Source organism: Metallosphaera javensis (ex Sakai et al. 2022), from assembly GCA_021654415.1.
Taxonomy (GTDB): Archaea; Thermoproteota; Thermoprotei_A; order Sulfolobales; family Sulfolobaceae; genus Metallosphaera; species Metallosphaera javensis.
On record AP024487.1, the window covers coordinates 133,882 to 154,559 of the forward strand.

The 20,678-nt window shown below is 48.5% G+C and carries 17 protein-coding genes and 1 tRNA gene; 12 read left to right on the plus strand and 6 right to left on the minus strand.

Going from position 1 to position 20,678, the window contains the following annotated elements; all coding sequences use genetic code 11:
- From nuoK to QVC96_RS00830, 6 genes are all read left to right on the plus strand, one after another.
- Positions 1 to 291, plus strand: coding sequence for an NADH-quinone oxidoreductase subunit NuoK (gene nuoK / locus QVC96_RS00805; protein WP_238025847.1), 291 nt, complete (start codon positions 1 to 3; stop codon positions 289 to 291).
- Positions 292 to 3,750, plus strand: a complete 3,459-nt coding sequence (locus tag QVC96_RS00810) for a proton-conducting transporter membrane subunit (protein ID WP_287689680.1) — start codon at positions 292 to 294, stop codon at positions 3,748 to 3,750.
- Positions 3,750 to 5,141 carry an NADH-quinone oxidoreductase subunit NuoN gene (nuoN, locus tag QVC96_RS00815; RefSeq protein WP_287689681.1) on the plus strand — a complete coding sequence of 464 codons (1,392 nt, stop codon included), beginning with the start codon at positions 3,750 to 3,752 and terminating at the stop codon, positions 5,139 to 5,141. Before QVC96_RS00810 ends, nuoN begins: the two co-directional genes overlap by 1 nt.
- Complete coding sequence (locus QVC96_RS00820) at positions 5,138 to 6,163, plus strand: inositol-3-phosphate synthase (RefSeq protein ID WP_287689682.1); 1,026 nt, start codon at positions 5,138 to 5,140, stop codon at positions 6,161 to 6,163. Before nuoN ends, QVC96_RS00820 begins: the two co-directional genes overlap by 4 nt.
- Positions 6,164 to 6,311: 148 nt before the next feature.
- The gene (locus QVC96_RS00825; protein ID WP_287689683.1) at positions 6,312 to 8,642 is read left to right on the plus strand and encodes a hypothetical protein; all 2,331 of its coding nucleotides are present in this window, start codon (positions 6,312 to 6,314) and stop codon (positions 8,640 to 8,642) included.
- Between the two features lie 122 nt (positions 8,643 to 8,764).
- Positions 8,765 to 9,073, plus strand: a complete 309-nt coding sequence (locus QVC96_RS00830) for a GYD domain-containing protein (RefSeq protein WP_287689684.1) — start codon at positions 8,765 to 8,767, stop codon at positions 9,071 to 9,073.
- A gap of 141 nt (positions 9,074 to 9,214) precedes the next feature.
- Here QVC96_RS00830 and QVC96_RS00835 read toward each other — a convergent pair whose 3' ends face one another.
- Positions 9,215 to 9,685 (minus strand): STK_08120 family protein, encoded by a 471-nt coding sequence (locus QVC96_RS00835; RefSeq protein ID WP_287689685.1) that lies wholly within the window; start codon positions 9,683 to 9,685, stop codon positions 9,215 to 9,217.
- 419 nt (positions 9,686 to 10,104) lie between these two features.
- On the opposite strand from QVC96_RS00835, the gene QVC96_RS00840 reads away from it, so the two are divergent.
- Positions 10,105 to 10,179: transfer RNA gene (locus QVC96_RS00840), tRNA-Arg, on the plus strand.
- Positions 10,180 to 10,352: 173 nt separating this feature from the next.
- On the plus strand, positions 10,353 to 12,971 hold the full coding sequence (locus tag QVC96_RS00845) for a DNA-directed DNA polymerase I (protein ID WP_287689686.1): 2,619 nt from the start codon (positions 10,353 to 10,355) through the stop codon (positions 12,969 to 12,971).
- Positions 12,972 to 13,047: 76 nt separating this feature from the next.
- Here the strand turns inward: QVC96_RS00845 and QVC96_RS00850 are convergent, their stop codons facing one another.
- The 3 genes from QVC96_RS00850 to QVC96_RS00860 all read right to left on the minus strand — a co-directional run bounded on the left by QVC96_RS00850 (position 13,048) and on the right by QVC96_RS00860 (position 14,320).
- Positions 13,048 to 13,491: a DUF2286 domain-containing protein gene (locus QVC96_RS00850; protein WP_238025839.1), complete on the minus strand. Its 444-nt coding sequence runs from the start codon at positions 13,489 to 13,491 to the stop codon at positions 13,048 to 13,050.
- Complete coding sequence (locus QVC96_RS00855; RefSeq protein ID WP_287690528.1) at positions 13,488 to 13,916, minus strand: protein-lysine N-methyltransferase; 429 nt, start codon at positions 13,914 to 13,916, stop codon at positions 13,488 to 13,490. Before QVC96_RS00855 ends, QVC96_RS00850 begins: the two co-directional genes overlap by 4 nt.
- A gap of 89 nt (positions 13,917 to 14,005) precedes the next feature.
- Entirely contained in the window at positions 14,006 to 14,320 is a 315-nt protein-coding gene (locus tag QVC96_RS00860) for a hypothetical protein (RefSeq protein ID WP_012021837.1), read from the minus strand.
- Positions 14,321 to 14,368: 48 nt separating this feature from the next.
- Between QVC96_RS00860 and pgsA the strand changes: the two genes are divergently transcribed.
- Positions 14,369 to 14,944 (plus strand): archaetidylinositol phosphate synthase, encoded by a 576-nt coding sequence (gene pgsA, locus QVC96_RS00865; protein WP_287689687.1) that lies wholly within the window; start codon positions 14,369 to 14,371, stop codon positions 14,942 to 14,944.
- On the opposite strand, the gene priL is transcribed toward pgsA, so the two are convergent.
- A complete protein-coding gene (priL, locus tag QVC96_RS00870; protein ID WP_287690529.1) occupies positions 14,917 to 15,840 on the minus strand; it encodes a DNA primase regulatory subunit PriL in 924 nt (307 codons plus the stop codon). The genes pgsA and priL overlap by 28 nt on opposite strands.
- A 66-nt stretch (positions 15,841 to 15,906) precedes the next feature.
- On the opposite strand from priL, the gene metG reads away from it, so the two are divergent.
- Positions 15,907 to 17,613: a methionine--tRNA ligase gene (gene metG / locus QVC96_RS00875; RefSeq protein ID WP_287689688.1), complete on the plus strand. Its 1,707-nt coding sequence runs from the start codon at positions 15,907 to 15,909 to the stop codon at positions 17,611 to 17,613.
- Here metG and QVC96_RS00880 read toward each other — a convergent pair.
- The gene (locus QVC96_RS00880; RefSeq protein ID WP_287689689.1) at positions 17,606 to 19,723 is read right to left on the minus strand and encodes a V-type ATP synthase subunit I; all 2,118 of its coding nucleotides are present in this window, start codon (positions 19,721 to 19,723) and stop codon (positions 17,606 to 17,608) included. The genes metG and QVC96_RS00880 overlap by 8 nt on opposite strands.
- 69 nt (positions 19,724 to 19,792) lie before the next feature.
- Between QVC96_RS00880 and QVC96_RS00885 the strand changes: the two genes are divergently transcribed.
- Both QVC96_RS00885 and QVC96_RS00890 read left to right on the plus strand, forming a co-directional pair.
- Complete coding sequence (locus QVC96_RS00885; RefSeq protein WP_238025834.1) at positions 19,793 to 20,095, plus strand: V-type ATP synthase subunit F; 303 nt, start codon at positions 19,793 to 19,795, stop codon at positions 20,093 to 20,095.
- Between the two features lie 4 nt (positions 20,096 to 20,099).
- Positions 20,100 to 20,678, plus strand: coding sequence for a V-type ATP synthase subunit E (locus tag QVC96_RS00890; RefSeq protein ID WP_287689690.1), 579 nt, complete (start codon positions 20,100 to 20,102; stop codon positions 20,676 to 20,678).

A 20,678-nucleotide genomic window follows, 5' to 3' on the forward strand; every position in this document is an offset into this window, starting at 1 on the left:
ATGAACCCCATAGTTGTGGATACGGCACTGGTCGTGGCAAGCCTTCTGGTGGCCATAGGGATCTATGGGCTACTGAACAGCAAGAACGTGATAAGGGTGCTCCTGTCCTCTGAGATTATCCTTAACGCTTCAATCCTTCTGATCTTCTCCATGTCCTCCCTGGCGGGAAAGTCCTATACCCCGCTGATTTTTTCCGTGTTCGCCATAGGTATGGCCCTGACTGAGGTGGTGGTGGCGTTCGCTTCCGTGATCCTGTATTATAGGCAAAAGGGTACTCTGGAGGTGGAGTGAATGTTGGGCATCTATCTTCTGGTGGTTTCCCTTGCGCTCTCGTCACTGGTGTTTTTCGTCAGGGAGAAGAGATCCTCAGCTGTCTTGACGGGAGTGGCAATAGCGCTCAACGTATACTTCCTGTTCAGGAAAGGATTGTTTGAGAACTTCTTCGTGGCGAAGACCATTGGTTCCTTTGGATTGACCGTGACGGACCTGAACTTTCCCTTCGTGATCACCATTCTTGCGGTAACCATTCTCACCATCCCCTATTCCCTGAGATACATGGAGGAAAGGTTCCACGAACTGGGCTCTGGCAACTGGGGCCTGTTCTTCGGGCTCTACTCCCTCTTCTCGGTCTCAATGCTCTACACGGTGCTGTCCACCAACCTCCTGGAGATTTACATTTTCCTGGAGATTTCCCTGATAACTTCCTTCCTACTAATCATGCTCTACGGTTACGGAGATAGGAGGAGGATAAGTCTACTCTACTTCATCTGGACTCACGTGGGTACAGTGCTGTTGCTCGCGTCAATAATTGTGATAGGACTGGAGATAGGTTCCATGGACGTTTACTCTGCCCTGAACCTGTTCCACGACTACTCCACTGTGGGTTACGCTGTGGCCATCTTCCTTCTGGCAGTGGTGGGAATGATGGTCAAGGGAGCACAGGCTGGAGTGAACGTCTGGTTACCCTACGCTCACGGTGAGGCTCCAACTCCCATTTCCGTGCTACTTAGCCCCAACATGGTGGGACTGGGCGTATTCGTGGTCATCCTCTATTTCTACATGTTCCCAGGGATGCAGTTCCTCGCTCCCATCTTTGTGGGATGGGCTCTCCTCACCATGATATACGGTGGAATTAATGCGTTAGCCCAGAGGGACTTCAAGAGGTTCCTGGCGTACTCCAGCGTCTCACAAATGGGGTATATGATGCTTGGAGCTGGGGTTGCGTTCCTGATGGGATTGACCTTAAGCTTGAACAGTCTTCCCCTTGGGATAATAGCTTCTGTCCTAATTTACGTGTCCCATGGCTTTGGAAAGGCGCTTCTCTTCATGAGCGCTGGGGCCAATATAACTGAGGCCCACGAGAGGGATATAGAGAAGCTGGGTGGGTTATATCAGACTTCGCCTCTTCACACCACCCTTTCGTTCTTCGGGCTGTTGAACATACTGGGTCTACCTCCTACGGTGGGATTGATAAGCGAGGTACTCCTCCTCTTTGCCACAGGGGAGCTGGTGCAGAGGGTGGGCATTTCCTGGTTCTTGGTTGTGGCCATAGGACTGTTCATAGCCATAGGCCTTTCCTCAGCCTACGCCACCTACCTCTTCAAGAAGGTGTATGCGGGAAAACCCCAGAACCCGGTGTCTCTGGACAAAATAGCGGAGTATAGCGTGCCCATGCTTATCCTGGCAGGACTCAGCGTTGTCCTCTTCTTCTTCCCGCAGGTTAGTGTGGAGTCACTCGTTAACTTCATACAGTTCGTCTCTGGACAGGACCTTTACCTACCCCTGATAGTCTTCCTTCCAGCACTGGGTTCCCTCCTGGCATTGATCACCACATCTAAGCTGAGCAGGGACGTGAGGGGGTGGATGGTTAACATCACGCTGGGCATTAGCATGATCCTAGCCTGGCTGAACCTGGGATCTACGCTGATTTTGAACAGAACGTTCTTCGTTCCTTCCCAGTTCTACACCATGTTTGGCTACCTCTCCTTCAGCTCCTCACTGCTCCAGTCAATTCTAGCGGTCTTCGTCTCAACCCTCTCCTTCTTCATAGGAATCTACAGCGTGGGTTACATGAGGGAGGACAACGTACTGAGGAGGTACTGGGGATTCTTCGGATTCTTCGTATCCTCCATGTTAGCTGTGGTCCTCTCCAATAACGTTCTTCTCTTCATTGCCGGCTGGGAGGGAACTAGCTTGGCCTCATACGGCCTAATCAGTTACTGGTTAGATGACAACGAGAAGAACGTGGTCGGGGACAAGGGCAGGTTCGTGTTCAACGTGGAGTTCCTATCCAAACCCACGACCTCCGGGATAAGGGCCATGATATTCACCAGGGTTGGGGACGTGGGCTTACTGCTGGGCTTGGGATATCTCGTTTACCTGACGTCTACCTCCACCCTAAGCGGGTCCACCCTTCTTTTCACGCAGATTGGAAACCTGCCTGGAGTGTTCCAGGTGCTGGGTGAGATGGCTACTCTCCCCTTTGGGTTGGTTATGTTGATCCTTCTTTTCCTGGGAGGTCTATCAAAGAGTGCACAGTTCCCCTTCACACAGTGGCTGGTTACGGCCATGACGGGTCCAACCCCAGTTAGCGCCCTGATCCACGCTGCCACCATGGTGAATCTGGGGGCCATGTTCACCTTCCTCACTTACCCCTACCTCGCCTTCCAGGCCAACAACCTGGATGTGACCACCCTCCTGACCTTCTTCTCCATCATGGCCGGGATATCGCTTTTCACTGCCCTCTACACCAGCTTCAACGCCCTGGTCTCCAATGAGCAGAAGGTGGTTTTAGCCAACTCAACTGCAGATCAGATCTCCCTCATGATTTTCGCCTCCTCCATGGGAGGTGTTCTAGCAATTCTTGACGGTAATCTAATACTCCTTTTCTCCGGCATAGCCATTGGTCTAATCCAGATGATTGCACACGGAATATACAAGGCTAGCCTGTTCATGAACGCGGGTAGTGTGATCCATTATACGGAGTCGAGGTACATGGGAACGGCATCAGGGCTTTACAGGGAATTGAAGTGGGTCTTTATCCTTCAGTTAATAGCTGCACTTAACCTTGCCAACGTGCCTCCCCTGATAGGATTCTGGGCACACTCCTACATTTCCTCATTGACCTCTGTCAGTCCGCCTCTCAACGTGTTCTATCTCTTCCTAGAATTTCTGGGGGCGATATACATCATAAGGTATGTGATGAAGACCTTCCTGTGGAGAGGAGAGTCCCACGAGGAGGAAAGGGGACACGTTTACCCTGAAATGCTGGTCTCTCCAACGGTTCTAGTGCTGGCGTCCATAGGGCTGGGCGCATCAATCTCCCTTCTCACTGGGTTCATGGCATCCCACTTCTTCGCTGTGGGATTCGGGCTGGACCTGGTGGAACTTGGACTTTCCCTTGTGGGGATAGCCATAGCTGTCGCAGTGTACCTGTCCCCAAGGGACTTTGCCAAGTACGCTGGATTGAGACCCCTCATTAACTTCCTCTACTACGGATGGTACATCTACCCAGCCCTCGATAGGCTAGGCATCTCCCTGTATAGGGGTGCACTGGCCACGTACAGGGCGCTGGAGTACGGTACCATTGATATGGGCCTCAATGTGAAGCTTCCCTCCGTGTTAATCTCAGCCGGCAACAAGTACTTCAAGGACATTCAAACAGGGCTACTGAGGGACTATGTTGGCCTTTACGTGGGTGGTCTGATCCTCTTGATGGTTATAGTTCTCCTAGTGTTCGGGGTGATCTAATGAACCTAGCTCCATATCTTCCAGTCGTTATCCCTTCAATCCTCATCCTTTTCTCCTCCATTACAGTTCTCTTCATGGATAAGGATGATAGGGGATATCAGGGCGCCTTGGGGTTAACTGCAGGAACCCTGCTGGCTTCACTTGTGGTTCTTGGCGTCTCCCTGATTCTCAGGATGTATGGCTACTCCATTTTCACTGGCTCCCTGTACCTAGACGTCCCCGGTTACCTTCTTTCCATGGTTACGTTGGTGGGTACCCTGATAGCCCTTGCAGGACTGGGAGGACATATGAGGGATTGGAAGACAAGGTCCTCCATGCTCTCCCTAATGATGTTAACGGACTTGGGTGTAATCTACATGTCCTTTGCCTATGACGTTCTCATAATACTCACGGGCTGGGCGATCTCCTCTGCAGCCACCTACGCAATCACCATGTTAAGGAAGGACAGGAAATCAGTGGACGCAGGTATGAAGTATCTGATCCTGGGCCTTGTTTCGTCCTCCTTCATGATACTGGGCTTCGCTGCATACGTTGTTGCCACTGGAACCCTATCGCTGGCGTATTCGTCTCTGAGTTACCCTGACCTTCTGATCCTGGGCATAGCCCTGCTTTCAATGTCCTTCCTGTTCAAGATAGGGGCCTTTCCCTTCCAGGGTTGGTTACCGGACGTTTACACCATGGCCGATAGGGGCTCCATCTCCTTCGTGTCCAGCGTGGGTAAGCTGGTGGGTATTGTACCCCTTCTCAGGATTCTCACATTGGGCGATCCCAGCTATGAGGAGGAAATAGCAGTGATAGCGCTGTTTGTGACGATCTCGATCCTCAGTATGGTTGTGGGGAACATAGTTGCCTTCTCCAGGAATGACGTCGCCTCCATCCTTTCCTTCAGCAGTATCGCCCAGGTCGGTTTCATACTCATAGGCTTCGCCGTGATTCAGGTTAACACAGCGCTGGCGGAGGCAGGAATATTCACTCAAATTCTAGCCTATGTTATCGCCCAGGCAGGTCTGTTCAACTTCCTAGGTCACTTGGAGAAACTGACAGGCACCACAAATCTGGAGGGCCTCAGGGGTCTAGCTAAGGGTGATAGAGCCCTAGCTGCCTCATCCACGATACTCCTTCTAAGCTTACTGGGAATACCCCCTATCCTAGGTTTCTGGGGGAAACTGTTCCTGTTCGAGTCTGCCTATTCTCTTCCGTGGTTAGTGGTTATAGCCGTGATTAACAGTGCAGCGTCTGCGGGTTACTATATACCTGTTATCAGGGAGATGTTCAGGGAGGGTTCAGTGAAGGTTGTAAGGTCCGGCGAGAGGAACAGTGTTATAATTGCTGCAGTTCTCAGTATTGTAGTGGGAATATTGGCTCCCCTGGTGCTGGTGGTGTTCAGTTGATAAGAGTTGGTCTAGTGGGCGTAGGGAACGTAGCGTCGTCTCTAGTTCAGGGTGTGGAATACGTTAAGCAGGGCGGAGTTATACCAGGAATACTCGACCTTGAATACAAACCTGAGGACATAGAGATAGTTACTGCGTTTGACATTGACGAGAGAAAGGTGGGCAAGAGACTATCTCAGGCCATCTTCGAGAAGCCCAACGTCGTGGGAAAGTATGTGGACGTGAATTCAGATGTGATTGTGTTGAGGGGACCTACCCTCGATGGAGTCGAAGGAATTCTGGGAAAGGTAATAGAGGAGTCCAAGGAGAAACCGGTTGACGTTAAGTCAGTTCTTAAGGAGAACAGGGTCGATGTAGTGGTTAACCTTTTACCAACAGGAGTTGAGAGGGCAAGTGAGTATTACGCCACCACTTCGTTGGAGGCAGGCTCTTCCCTGGTTAACGCTTCCCCAGCTCCCCTGGTGGAACTATTTGGAGAGAAGTTCAGGTCCGCAGGGTTACCGCTTCTCGGGGACGATCTAATAAGTCAGATAGGTGGAACTGCTCTACACGCTGGGATAATCAACTTCCTCACAGAGAGGGGAGTTAAGGTTACCAGATCCTATCAGATAGATATCTCGGGTACCACGGAGACCCTTGTTACCCTTGAGGACTCAAGAAAGGAGCTCAAGAAGAGGATTAAATCCTCCTACATATCCAGCCAACAGGACGGTGTGGAGGTGGTAGCTGGAACCTCGGATTACGTAGAGTTCCTTGGGGACAGAAGGGTGAGTTACATGGTGATTGAGGGAGAGTACGCCCTGGGTGCGAAGGTGAGAATAGATGTCTCCATGAAGAGCCTTGACGGCCCCAACGCTGTGGCTCCCCTCTTAGACCTGATAAGGCTGGCCAAGATACTGAAGGAGAAGGGAATAGGAGGATCTCCACCTCAGGTATGCTCCCATTACTTTAAGGGGTATAACGGTAAAGTGAGTGGAGATACTAGGGCTCGCCTCATCAGTTTCCTTCAAGCCCTGAAGTGATGAGTGAACCCCGGCCTGATATGTGATGGTTTCCGTGTGAGGTCTGATCTCCTGACAGACTTTTCTATTCAGGTTTTTCACAATGAGGAAAAACGAGATTTGGGTAAATCCTTTTTAAGCCTTTTCAAGACGTGCAGTTAGATCTAATATGGATGGTAAAATTGTAGGATTCTCCATAGCCATAATAGTCCTCCTCATAGCTTCAGTGGTCGGTTTTTACGAATACTCAACTGCATCGGGATCTCTAGCCTCTCTTCAAAGTTCCTACTCATCTCTCCAGAGCACGGTAAGTCAACAGAACAAGACCATCTCCTCCCTTTCCTCAGAGATAGCGTCCCTCAACTCATCCCTGCAGACTTACAAGACACAGCTCGCCTCCGCTGAGCAAAATGCCTCAAAGTACGCTAACCTCTACATGATGTATCTCTCCATGTTCAACCAGGCGGAGAGCAATTACACCATGTACAAGCAAATGTATCAACAACTTCTATCTCAGATAAGTACAGGCGGTGCCTCCTACAAGGAGGGAGCGGCGCTGGATACGGCATTCAAATTCTGGGATGGAATAGCCATTGAGAGCTTTGCTGACGTAACTCCCTACTTGGCCACCAACTTCTCCGCCACTATAATGGGTACACCCTTCCCCGGAACCTACTCCTACAGCTCCTTCAATCAGACATGGTTGAGCTCCTTCTTCAGCAACTACGAGACTGTCTACTTCTACACCACCGCTCTGCCCACCATAACTCCCATGAACAATAACACCTACCAGATATCTACCGTGATACAGTACTTCGTCGCTCCCACCAACGATCCAATCTATCTGCAGGTGTTCAATGCGTCAATAACTCTCACTGTCCAGTACATACAGGGAACTCCCCTGATCACCAAGTTAACGTGGATGGGAAATGAAGTACCGCCCTCCACCGTGATAGCGGGTTATCCATCCCAGCACGCCCTAGCCCAGTGGACCGCCCTCTCAGAGGTGCTATCTGAGATTAACGGTTTGGGAGCGGAGTTCCCAGGTCAAGTCACGGCCCAGTACTTCTCACCTGGCGCTACCCTCACCATCACAGGCCAACTGCCTCTAGGTCTCAAGAACGGAACATACTCTGGCCTCTCCTCAATAGAGAACTTCTTTAACACATGGGACAGCTACTCCATATTCGTGATGGAGTACTCCCAGAACCTACTGCCCAATGGTACTGCAATTCCTCTGCAAGTTCACGTGATACTTAACTCCACCAATCCAGGAATGGCAGAGGTCGTAGCCAACGACACACCGTTCATGCTGTTCGTGAATCAGGGACAGCCTGGATTCCCTGGAATATATGACATCCATGTGAATATGGTATCCTATCTCATGTACAACTCCACTGCTGGTGAATGGCAGATAGTGAAGCAGACATGGACTGTAACACAAGTACCAACAATGAGTGATACCGTATACTACAACCTCAATACTCCCACGTTCAACGTGATAGGTGAGCAAACGGTTACAGTCAACGCTACTCAGGGGGCAATTCTCAAGGTTGGACCTGTGATGACCATAGTCAAGCCCGGAACTTACGCTCTACTGCCCAATGGAAATATGTCGAGCCTTTACAACTTCTCACTCATTCTACTCAGCACCCAGGCAGTACTACCTCCAGCACCGGACTACAACAACCTAACCCCAACCTACGCGTTTGCCTTTGCAATCAACGGGCGAATATCCCCAGCGTACTCCCTGGTGAACAGCACTAAAGGACCAGATCCAGCAATAACCGTGGTGTACGCACCAAACACGTGGACAAGTTGGACTTGGTTCGGTGGCAAATTTAACGGTACCACTTACGTCGGAGGGTCATACAAGTTCGCGGATCACTGGATATACGGTAACGGCGTAATGGTTAACATCCAGTTCTTCAAGCCTGTAATATGGATATTCGAGGCTGGCGAGACACCACAGGGACCAGTGGCACCTCAGTCCTCTGTGAAGGTATCCACGGTTTACGGTCTCACGCCCATTAATGCTTATACTGAGGTTATCAACTCCCAGCAGGGAGGAGTCATAGTTGCAGGGAATATAATCACCGTGGTTCAGCCCGGTACCACAATAAATACACCTGTGGGACAGCTCAGTAACTATAACTTCTCAGTTGTGTTCTATGATCCACAGAACGTTACCTCACCCGAGTCCGGACAGGTACCTTCACTGGTATTTGCATATGCGGTAAATGGTAACGTGACGTTCTCTTACACAGCGTCAAAGCCCTTCATTACCATCATCACTACTCCAAGTATGGGAGCGCAGATGTGGACATGGGGTTCCAAGAACGGAATGAACACTTACATATTCCACGACCCACTACTAGTTGGTAACGGAGTGGTAGTGAATCTGTCCTTCGTTAAGCCAGTGCCTTGGGTATTAACATTGCCAGAGCTAGTATCGAGCTCAACTATGAGTTCCTCAGGAAGTTCAGGCTATTATTACTAAAATATCTTTATGTGATATATTTCTTTTTTGATTCAAAATACTCAATCTTTTATTGGCTTTTACTATTTTACTGGATTAATATGAATAGTTTATATTCTTCCACAGTTTACATTATCATAGCAATGATATTCGTAGTTATTTCAAACCTTACGGAGAAAGGTGCTGAAACTATTGCAGAGAGACCTGAAAGGATTAAGATGCTAAATGAGGAATTGATGAAGGTAGGTGCTAAGGTTAAAGAACAGTACCTATTGTTTGGTGATATAGACTTCATAAATATCGTCGAGGTAGAAGATGCTGAGAAATTTCTAAAAGCAATGATAGAGCTTAACAGTAGAGGTACAGTGAAGACACGATCATACCTTGCTATTCCTGTGGATAGAGCTATTGATGTAATCAAAGGTTTACCATCTATAGGACATCCACATTAATCTAGTTTTCTTTCAAAACTTAAGTTTTTTTTTAACAAATCTCTATATTGGCTGTAGATGAGCCTACTACCATTAATACATTCATTGTTAGGATAATCATGGATAAGCCATTTAAAAAGAAAGAAGTCCTTAAGTTAACTTTTACATATGTCTGGACACTCTTTCCTTCCAAATAATATCGTCAATGTTCTTTATCGACTTAAATTTTTTAGCGAGTGAATTAACTATCGTCTTTTCCCTCTCTCCCTCATAGTCGAATTCAATATTGATTGAGGAACCTGTTTTGTTCACGGTAATCTTACCATTACCCTTTGGTGGAGTAGGTTTGAAGGATCTATCAAGTTCCTTTCCAGGCGGTAACTTAACTAGTCCAGGAGCCACGCTAAGAACATAAATAACCCCAGCATTGGAAACATACCTAGTAACTTTAGCTTCTATGTCAACAAGCGAGAGAAGTGAAGTTAGCTCTCCGTAAATGAAGAAGTTGTTTTGATTTTCAAACCCCATTATTTTGAATTGTAGAAGCGTTTCAAAGAAGAACTTTGGGTCAGAAAACAACGCCACTATTATATCTGGTTCATGTTTGCTCTGAACTGGAAACGAAATTCTCACAAGTATGTCTTATAAAGTAATCTTTTAAATTTTCCCTTTATTGGTTCAAGAAAATATATTAAGTTCAGTAATTGGGTATGACACGGTATTAAGGTTGAGTCACACTCATGGTGCCGTGATAACAGTCCTTGGTTTAATTGAGAGTGTACCGATTCAGGTAAGGCTACTTCGCATTGCTATCGTTCTTAAATCACTGAAACGTAAACGTTAATTGATACATACTTGGCTTAGAAATGAAGGGAGATAAAAATCATGACATGATCTTTCGCGAGAGAAAATAGAGGTACAACGTTTATGTTTAAGAGATATGAACAGTGAGGGAAAAGGGTATCTCACTTCCTTAATTGGCATGGTAAACTTTTATCTTTCTGCAAGGAGAAATGGGGATGTGGGGACAGAGCCCCCACAGTGGAAGGAAAGGACCCGTGGCTCAGCCAGGACAGAGCGAAGGCCTGCGGAGCCTTAGGTCCCGGGTTCAAATCCCGGCGGGTCCGCTGAGGATAACCTCCTTACCCTTCATTGGATCTCTGCCCTTGTGGTCATGGAATCACTTTCTAGAGTTTTCCAAATCAGCTGAAAACAGGATTACCCTAAGACGGATCTCCCTTTTTCCTCTAGTCCCTCTTAACCTCTAAGGTTTAAAGAACTTTGACCCGATATAATTATAATGGCTAGACAGCTCACCCTTACTGACTTCTCGACAACCGGAAGGGAGGAACCCGTCAAGCAAGAGGAAAAACAGGAGGAGAGGGTCCTGGAGAGGCCAGCCAGAATCAGGCAGGAAGCAGTCAAACAGGCTCAGGAGGAGAGGAGATACTTCCTTCTATCTGTGGACTATGACGGTAAAGTGGGTAAGGCATTGTGCAAGCTTTATGATCCTGAGACGGGTGAGCTACACGTTCTTTACGATAATACGGGTCACAAATCGTACTTCCTTGTGGACTTAGAACCTGATCAGATTCAGAAAATACCCAAGATCGTGAAGGATGAATCATTTGTTAGAATAGAAAGGATCACCAAGATAGATCCCTACACTTGGAAACCCATCAACCTGACCAAGATTGTGGTGAACGATCCACTTGCCGTCAGACGGCTGAGGGATCACGTTCCAAGGGCTTATGAGGCACATATTAAGTATTTTAACAATTACATTTACGATTTCAGCCTTATACCGGGGATGCCCTACGTGGTAAAGAAGGGGAGGCTTGTTCCCCTTAAGCCAGAGGTTGACGCCAGGGAAGTGAAAGAGGCATTCAAGGACGCAGATCAGATAGCCCAGGAGATGGCGCTAGACTGGGCCCCACTTTTCGAGTCCGAGATTCCGTCAGTGAAGAGGGTAGCGTTGGATATAGAAGTATATACTCCCATGATGGGTAGGGTGCCCGACCCAACCAAGGCTGAGTACCCAGTGATAAGCGTGGCACTTGCGGGGAGCGACGGCCTTAAGCTGGTTCTGGTGCTGGATAGGGGAGAGGGCCCCATACAGAACCAGGAGGTGAAAGTCGAGGTTTTCAACACTGAGAAGGAGCTTCTCTCCAAGTTGTTTGAGGTCCTCAAGGACTATCCCATGGTTCTTACCTTCAACGGCGACGACTTCGATGTCCCCTATCTCATATTTAGAGGTTTGAAGCTCGGGCTCTTTCCGGAGGAAATTCCCTTTGAGATTTCGGGTTTTGGGAAGAAACCCGATGCCAAGTTCAGGTATGGATTTCACATAGATCTGTACAGGTTCTTCTTCAATAAGGCAGTCAGGAACTATGCATTCGAGGGGAGGTACTCGGAATACAACCTTGACACGGTGGCGCAAGCCCTTCTGGGGCTCTCCAAGGTTAAGCTGGACGAGTCCATCAGCGACCTCAATGCGTCTAAACTCGTGGAGTATAACTACAGGGACTCGGAAATCACACTGAAACTGACCACGTTCAATAACGAACTGGTGTGGAAGCTCATTGTCCTGTTCTCTAGGATATCCAAACTGGGCATTGAGGAGCTGACCAGAACTGAAATATCAGCTTGGGTTAAGAACCTCTATTACTGGGAGCACAGGAAGAGGAACTGGTTGATCCCCCTCAAGGAGGAAATCCTCGAGCGTTCCTCTGGGCTCAAGACGGCTGCAATTATCAAGGGTAAGGGGTACAAGGGAGCGGTGGTGATAGATCCACCTGTGGGAGTTTACTTTGACGTTGTGGTTCTGGACTTCGCCTCACTGTATCCCTCAATTATCAGGAACTGGAACCTGAGTTACGAAACCGTTGACGTGAAGGAATGTAATAAGAAGAGGGACATAAGGGACGAAAGTGGTGCCAAGATCCACGAGGTATGCGTGGATAGGCCAGGAATAACTGCAGTGGTCACGGGACTGCTTAGGGACTTTAGGGTAAAGATCTACAAGAAGAAGGGGAAGCAGAGTAATATTGACGAGGAAAGGAAGATGCTCTATGACGTGGTACAGAGGGGTATGAAGGTGTTCATCAATGCGACCTACGGCGTGTTCGGCGCAGAAACTTTCCCCCTTTATGCCCCTGCAGTTGCCGAGAGCGTTACAGCCCTTGGTAGGTATGTGATCACGTCCACAAAGGAAATGGCCAATAAACTGGGGCTTAAGGTCGTGTATGGGGACACCGATTCTCTCTTCATCCATCAGCCAGACAAGGAAAAACTGGATAAGCTGGTGGAGTGGACCAGACAAAACTTTGGCCTTGATCTTGAGGTGGACAAAACCTACAGGTTCATTGCTTTCTCCGGGCTGAAGAAGAACTATTTTGGTGTATTCAAGGATTCCAAGGTTGACATAAAGGGCATGCTGGCCAAGAAAAGGAACACCCCTGAGTTCCTGAAGCAGGCCTTTAATGAGGCTAAGGCTAGACTTGCCAAGGTCCAGACACAGGAGGAGCTGGAGAAGGCTATCCAGGACCTTACGGCTCAGGTCAAGGAAGTGTACAGAAAACTGAAGATGAAGGAGTATAACCTTGACGAGCTAGCTTTCAGGGTAATGCTATCCAGGGACGTGAAGTCATACGAGAAGAACACTCCGCAACACGTTAAGGCTGCAGCCCAGTTGGCGGAGATGAACGTACAGGTCATGTCAAGGGATATAATCAGTTTCGTGAAGGTGAAAACGAAGGAGGGAGTGAAACCTGTTCAGTTAGCCAAGCTTTCGGAAATTGACGTGGATAAATATTACGAGAGTGTGAGAAGCACCTTTGAGCAGTTGTTGAAGAGCTTCAATGTGAGCTGGGATAGGATCGAGTCAACAACGTCCATAGACGCGTTCTTCAAGACTTGAGGTGGAAGGTGCTAACGCAAGTCAACAGGATTTTACAATCACGTTGAGACCTGCAAGTTCAAAAACATCACCACTTTTACTCCTCTAAGTCCTCGTCCTCTTCTTCCATTTCTTCCTCTTTCTCCTCTTCCTCTGAAGTGACCTGCGCTGCGTAATCCGTCAATTCCTTTTTCAGTTCATCATTTATATAATAGGAGATGACGTACACCCTCTTATCCTGGAAGTTCTCCTCTTTCCACTGGTTCTCAAAGCTTATGATGAAAATTGGCAACTTTAGTATGGCAGAAGTCTTGTCCTTTCCCGTAAGGAAATTCTTCATCTTCTCATACATGTCAGGTTTAAGGGGTAATGGTATCCTGGCCTCCTGAGAATCTCTCATGATGATGAAGTCGGAGGTGAGCTCATTCCACTCCTTAAGTGCTCTCTCTGCTGTTTTCCTGACAACTTCACCTATTTCTCCTTCCTCAACACTGTCAGAGGTAACCTTTCCTGACTCGCTCTTAAGTACGAGGACCTTCACTGATGCTCACCTATTACGTAAAGGTAGACCAAGTGGTGCATGTTACCGTCCTCCACCTTGATGACCTCCTTTGGCTTCCAGCCCTTCATTTCAAATTCGTGGGAAACAACCCTCGTTCCAGGCTTGAGCTCCTTCTCAAACTTGGGTTTCAGCAGTTCGTTGGCATTGGTCAGGAGGAAGAGGGTAACCACAGTGGCGTTAGATACGTCCTCGTCTAGAAAGTTGTTCTTCCTCAACTCAATCTTATCCTTAACTCCGTTCTGAATGGCGTTCTGTTCCGCTTCCTTGAGTCTTTCGTCGCTTAAGTCAACTCCCACAGCCTTCTTGGCCCCAAAATTCTTGACCGCAGCAATGATTATCCTCCCATCACCGCATCCCAGGTCATAAACAATGTCTTCAGGACCTACCTTGGCAATTTCCAGCATTTTCAGCACTACCTTCTCTGGAGTTGGCACATATGGAACGTGTGGAATCTCCCTATGTGGTGTGCTCAATTATCTCACTAAGGTAATCTTCATGAGACGAGATTTTTAATTTTGTTAATTGCCTCTTGCCTTCCTGCCTCGGGATCCGGCTTTATGTCCTTGCCAATGGGCATTTGAGTCAGGATTGGATAGATCCTTCCGTCCTCCAGTTGAACCAGAAGTTGAGGTAACCAGCTCATCCCAAACTCGTCCTTCTCCCCGTAGTCTGAGAGAAATGCGTAGTCTTCCAACTTGGTTTCTAGTTCCAGGTTAAACTCCTTTGCTATGGACTCCGCTATGCTTAGAAAACCCTTGTGATTGGGGTGGGATTCAGATGTAACTAGGATCAGTTTTTTAGCTTTCATTGTGACCAACTCTCAACGTACTCCACAGCTTAAAACGGTAGTGGTACCATGATTACAAATCTGAGAAGTGCATCCAAGAAGGTTCTCAGGCCAATAGCTTCTGCCCTAGTAAAGGCAGGCTTCACAGGAAATCAGGTCACGACTATGGGGCTGGCCCTTTCCCTGGTTTATCTAGGGGTGATCTATTTCACCAGAAATCCCCTTCTTGGTCTAGTGACCTTAGCTATCTCTTCCCTGTTTGATGCCCTTGACGGAGAGGTGGCCAGAATGAGGGGCCTTGCGGGGCCAAAGGGTAGCTTTCTGGACTCCTCCTTTGACAGGCTTGAGGACACCGTGTTCATAGCCTCCCTTGTTCTGCTAGGTTTCCCTTCCATATTTACCGCACTGCTCGTGGGGATCTCCCTGACCATATCCTATCTGAGAGCCAAGGCAGAGTCACTGGGGATAAAGGCAGAGGGGAAGGGACTGATAGAGAGGGGGGAGAGGTTGATCCTGGTGGGATTAATTCTTCTCTTTCTCCCCCTAGTACCCGTAGTATCAACTGTGCTTTTTTACGGGTTGCTGGGGGCATCCCTGGTAACTTTGGGCCAGAGATTTCACTTGGTAATGTCGGCGCTCCCGTAATAGAACTGCAGGGGAGATCTAGTCTTACAGTCAGAAACGCACAACCCAAGCTCCTTCATTTTTGGACAGGAGTACACCACAATCTTTTCCCTGAAGATCTTCCTGACCTGTTCCATGGGGTTCTCGTCCCCGCTTTTCTCCAGGACCAGGGCTATGGAGTCTATGCTGGATCCCGTGTTGGCCATATAAACTGCCAGAACCAGGGCCTCCTGTGGGGTTCTTTCCCTCTTCTCCTGGAGTGCCCTTATACATGGGGGAGTTTTTCCACCCCTCATCATTATTATGTCCACGAGCGTTTCAGGGACTTCCTCCATGGGAATGGGCTTCACGGTTTCCCTTAACCTTCTCAGGAGGTTGAAACCCAACAACCTGAGGAGAGTGGGTCTATCCATGTACACGTATCCTCCGTGTACTATTCTCTGTGTCAGGGAGAGGTCCTTACTCCCCTTTATGGCCCTTAGATACTCCAGGAAATGGAGGGCGTAGTCCAGCTTCTTGGTCACCGTCCTGTCCCCCTTGACTCTCTCGTGATACTTCAGGGAGGAAAGCCTGACGTTAAGTCCTAACCACTTGAAGACAGCGAGAAGGTCCCCATCCTCCTCCTTCTGAAGGTCCTTCATGAAGAGCTCCACCTCCCTTCTCAGAACCCTCTCAGTGGTTCTCCTGTCGTTTAACACTCCTAGGACCAGGAGCTCTGCAAAGAACGTCAGCTGGGGAGAGGTGTACTCCTTTAGCCTCTTAACCTCCTTTCCCGTGACTATGTCCCTTATCCTGCTCTTGGCATCTCTTATGGCCCTTCCGTCCGTAGTGAGAAGGGTATAAAGGTCTACTGCGTTCTCCCTTTTTATTACCTCGTCCACAGAAACCATGAAGGGATACTTGTTGTAGTCAAGCACCAATTCAATGGAGTATTTGTGAATTCCTTTAATAAGTGAACTAGGTGAATCTGTTAGGGTGATTACTTGAAGATTCTAGTGGCATCGGCCTGGCCCTACGTTCAGTCAGTTCCCCATCTTGGCAACCTCATAGGCTCAATCCTTTCAGCGGACGTCTTCGCCCGTTACGCCAGACTTAAGTACGGAAAGGAGAACGTGGTTTTCGTGAGCGGGAGTGACGAGCATGGAACTCCCATAGAGATTGAGGCAATAAAGAGGGGAGTAAGTCCCAAGTCCCTCACTGATCAGGCTCACGAGTATGATACTGAACTGTTTCTCAAGACCTGGAACATTAGCTTTGACAACTACACAAGGACAGAGTCAGAGGTTCATAAGAGCTTCGTGAAGGAGTTCCTTCTGGGAGTTAGCAAGTATATCAAGGTGGAAGAGGAGGAACTTCCCTACTGTGAAAAGGATAAGCTATTTCTTCCAGACAGGTTCGTGAAGGGAACCTGCCCCTACTGCGGTTTTGAGGACGCCAGGGGGGATCAGTGTGACCGTTGCGGTAGATTGTTGACCCCATCCCTTCTCATTAATCCAAGGTGTGCCATCTGCGGAACTCCTCCCGTGAACAGGAAGACCAAACACTGGTTCTTTGACCTTAGGCCCTTCTCCGAGTCCATCAGGGAGTGGATAACCTCCTCTCCCGATATGCCGGAGAACGTGAAGGGTACTGCGCTCAGCTGGGTGAACGAGGGATTGAAACCCAGAAGCCTGACCAGGGACAACTCGTGGGGAATTCCCGCTCCCTTCCCCGGTGCAGAGGGAAAGACCATTTACGTGTGGTTTGAGGCCCTTCTGGGCTATCTCTCTGCTACCCTGGAGTACTTCCAGAGGAGAGGCGAGACGGAGAGGTGGAGGGAATTTTGGGAGAACGGGAAGGTGAGAAGTTACTACTTCATTGGTAAGGACAACATCCCATTTCACGCCGTGATTCTACCAGCCATGTTGCTCGCTTCAGAGAAGAATTATGCCCTTCCCACGGTGATAGCTGCCACGGAGTATCTCATGTACGAGGGACAGAAGTTCAGCAAAAGTAGGAAGATAGGAATCTGGATAGACGAGGCTCCCCTTATCATGGAAGTCGATTATTGGAGATTTCTTCTCATCAGGATGAGACCGGAGGAGAAGGACATGAACTTCACTTGGACTGAGGCGACAAGGATAGTGAATAGCGAACTCAATGACGATGTTGGTAACCTCGTGAACAGGGTGATAACAATGGTGAACAGATACTTCCAGGGGAAGATACCTGAACCCAGGAACCTGGGGGAGGTAGACAGGAAATTGCTTTCCAGGATAGGGCAGACCTTGGATAACGTTAGTTCCATGTTTGAGAAGGGAAAACTGAAGGGCGGAACAGAGCTTGTTCTGGAGCTAGCCAGGGAAACCAACGCTTACCTCAACGAGAAGGCCCCATGGGATAAGATAAAGACGGACGTGGAGGATGCCTCCAATACCCTTTTCGTGGCAAGCTCTGCAATCAGGGCAATAGCCCTCATGCTATACCCAGTTATCCCCGAGAAGGCCAAGATGATTTACGACCAGCTGGGGCTTGATATCACACAGGAAAGCTGGGACAACGCCAAGGAACCCCTTAAACCCGGTCACATTGTTGGAAAACCAACGCCGGTGTTCAAGAAGCTTCCACCCGAGTTTGAAAAGAACCTTAACGAGATTCTGGAAAAAGTGAGAAAGGAAGTAGAAAAAAGAAGACCTGCTCTTCTTAAGTAGCCAGCTCCACCGATGCCACTAGTGGCTCAAACTTTTTCCCTCTTCCCTCATAGAACTTGCTGAACATTTCGTAGAAGTGAAGCCTCATATCTTGTATGAACACCACCAGTCCTTCCAGTCCAATTGCCAGAAGGTTACCTATTATCAGAATGATTATTGAAGCGGGGTTGGTGCCCAGCGCGAAGAGGCTTGGATGTCCCACCACTAGGTATGCCATGTAGGAGAAGGCGTAGAGAAGGTAATAGTGAGCCAATGCGAACACTAGAATTCTTATGAAGGATATTGTGTTTGATAACAGGAGAATGGCAGCCTCAAAGCCTCCCTCAATGAATCCCATGGCGAGGGCGCTCCCTGTGGACGCATGATCGTGTCTCTTCAGGACTATTGCCTTGGCGATCCAGTTGTAGATAAGACCTATCTCAACCCACACTATCAGCCCGTAAGCTAGGGCAGAGGTGGGGTTGCTCAGGTTGGGATGTATACCGCTCAGCAGGTTCTGCAGGATGTCGCCAAGAAGCACTCCAACGGTACTGAAATAGTGGGAAGGATCGGTCACACCATACCCGAATATCACCAGAGGTACTGTGTAAAGCACCAGGAGGGGTAGTTTCTCAAACACGAGGAATTCAGGGTCCCTCTTCTTCACGGCGTTTACTACTCCCAGGAGAGAGCTAACGAAGAGAGCTATTGCTCCCAGCAGTATGGAGAGGATTATCGTGTGTTCGATTGAGGTGCTGGTGCTGTACTCACCGAAGGGAAGCAGAGGTGAGAGTGCCTCAGTTACGCTCACTGGAACTGGCCACACACTGTCCAGGGGACCGCTCACGTTGGCTATACCCATCTCCTTGAGACCGCCCACGGGTAGAGGACCGAAGAAGTCCCTCGCCAGGAAACCTGTTATCATGGCAACCACGGAGGAGTAACCTAGGATAAGGGAAAGGTTCTTGATATTGTTGCTTCCCTTCTTAACGCCGTATCTGTGGAAGAAGATCGCAAAGATCAGAAGTACAAGGGCATTTCCCACATCCGGGAACATCAAACCGAACAGGAGGGGGAAGGTTATGACTAGGAACACCAGCGGAGAGATCTCCCAGTATGAAGGTGTACCGTAAATTTCCACGACAGACTCTATTGCCGAAATGCTCTTGGGAAGACGGATATACGTGGGAGGTTCCTCCTCCTCTCCAAACCTCCTTGGATTGGCGCTCTCAGTCAACGCAACCTGATCCAGTGACGACTTAAGTTTTTTCCAGTCCCTCTCAGGAACGTAACCTTCTACCTGGAAGAAATGTTCCGATACTCTCCCCTTGGAAAGCAGGGTGAGCGCATCTCTCACTGTGAGAAGTTTTCCATATAGCTCACTGAACTCCCTCTCGTTTTCCCTAATCTTCTTAATTAGACTACTTCTGGTCTCCTCCAGAATTTTCCTCAGTTCCCCTATCCTCTCGCTTATAACCTTGTATACCTCGTAGGGGGATTTCCCCTCACCTGTTTCAAATCTTCTAACTCCTAGCTCCTTCAATACCTGATCAAGGGATATCACATTCCTCCTAGAGATGAGAACGCAAGCGTACTTACCATCCTTTAGTGAGGATGTCTCCACTGCTATGTCCTTGTTCTGTCTCACCTTGTTAAGCTGTTCAGGCGTCAGAACGGCTAGGGCCACATCCAACGTCTCCAGCGAGTAAAGGGTGGAAAGGTCAGTGGCAATTCCGCTGAAAGGCTCCAGTTCCCTGAGCTGTGCCTGATACAGGTCGATCTCGCCCTTGAGTTTTCCTATCTCCTCCAGTAGTTCCTTATATCTGAACTCCTCCAGAGACGCCTCCTCTGAAAGCTTCTTGGCCACGTCAGTCCAGGACGAGTCCACCTTCATCCTTCCCCTGGGCTCCAGGGGAGTACCCGCTATCTCCATGATTAACCTGATCTTATTGACGTGTTCCTGAACTGCCGTTAGTTCCCTTCTGGCGTCCTCGAACCTCACGTTTGAGATAGGGTGGGCTGGCTCTATTACCTCTATTTTCCCGAACTTTAGGATCTCTGTGGCTACCTTATCTTTTTGGTCAACTGGTGATATAATTTCTACTTTTACCATGTTTTCAGGAAAGATCAATACACTATCGGGAGTAGTATGAGCTATATCTTAAAAATATTTAATCTTCATAGCAAATGAGAGCACGTCATGGGTAAAATATTGCTGCTTGGAGACAGGTATACGGTTTCTCTTTTTAAAATGATGGGAACGGAAGGGGAAGTGATTGAGGATCCCCTTAACTTGGAGAAGGAGATTGATTCCGTGAAGAAGAGGGACGACGTGGACCTTGTGTTAATAACCAGGGATGTGTACGAGCCAGTCAAGGAGAAGGTGGACTCAATGATTTCAAATCTCACTAAACCACTGGTAACTATCATACCCTCTCCGTTCTCGGAATCCAAACCTATTGACGTCAAGAAGATGGTTTTAAAGGCTCTGGGATTCGGGTGATGGTATGGTCTCTGTAGAGGAATTGATGGAACAGGTGATCGACACGGAAATGCAGGTCATAAGCAAGGAATTAAGTAAGGCCCTTGAGGAGGCACTTAACATGATAAAGCAAAAGAGAGACAGTGTAGAAAAAACGTACACTGCCAAGATCCAGGACATGGTGACAAAGGCCAAGGAGGAGATAGAGGGGGAGAGGGCTAGGCTGGATATTGAGGTTAAGAGGGCAGTTCTTAGCGAGAAGAACTACTGGCTGAACAAGGTTTATGAGGGCACAGTCAAGTCCCTGGGGAAGGTTAAGAGTTCCCAGGGGTATAGACAGGGCATAGAGTCTGTTCTCAGAAGGGAGGCGAGGGACGGCTCCATTATTTACTGCTCTCAGGATGAAGTGGATCAGGTCCAGAAGATAGTGAAGGGATTGAAGGTTAAGGCCGAGGTCAAGTCAGACCCAAAGATCATGGGAGGAGTCAAGATACAGTACCCAGACGTTGGGCTAGTGAGGGATTACTCCCTAAACCTGATACTGGATCAAGTTTTTGAGTCACTAAAACCTAAGATAGCTGAGATTCTATTCGGTGAGATGTAA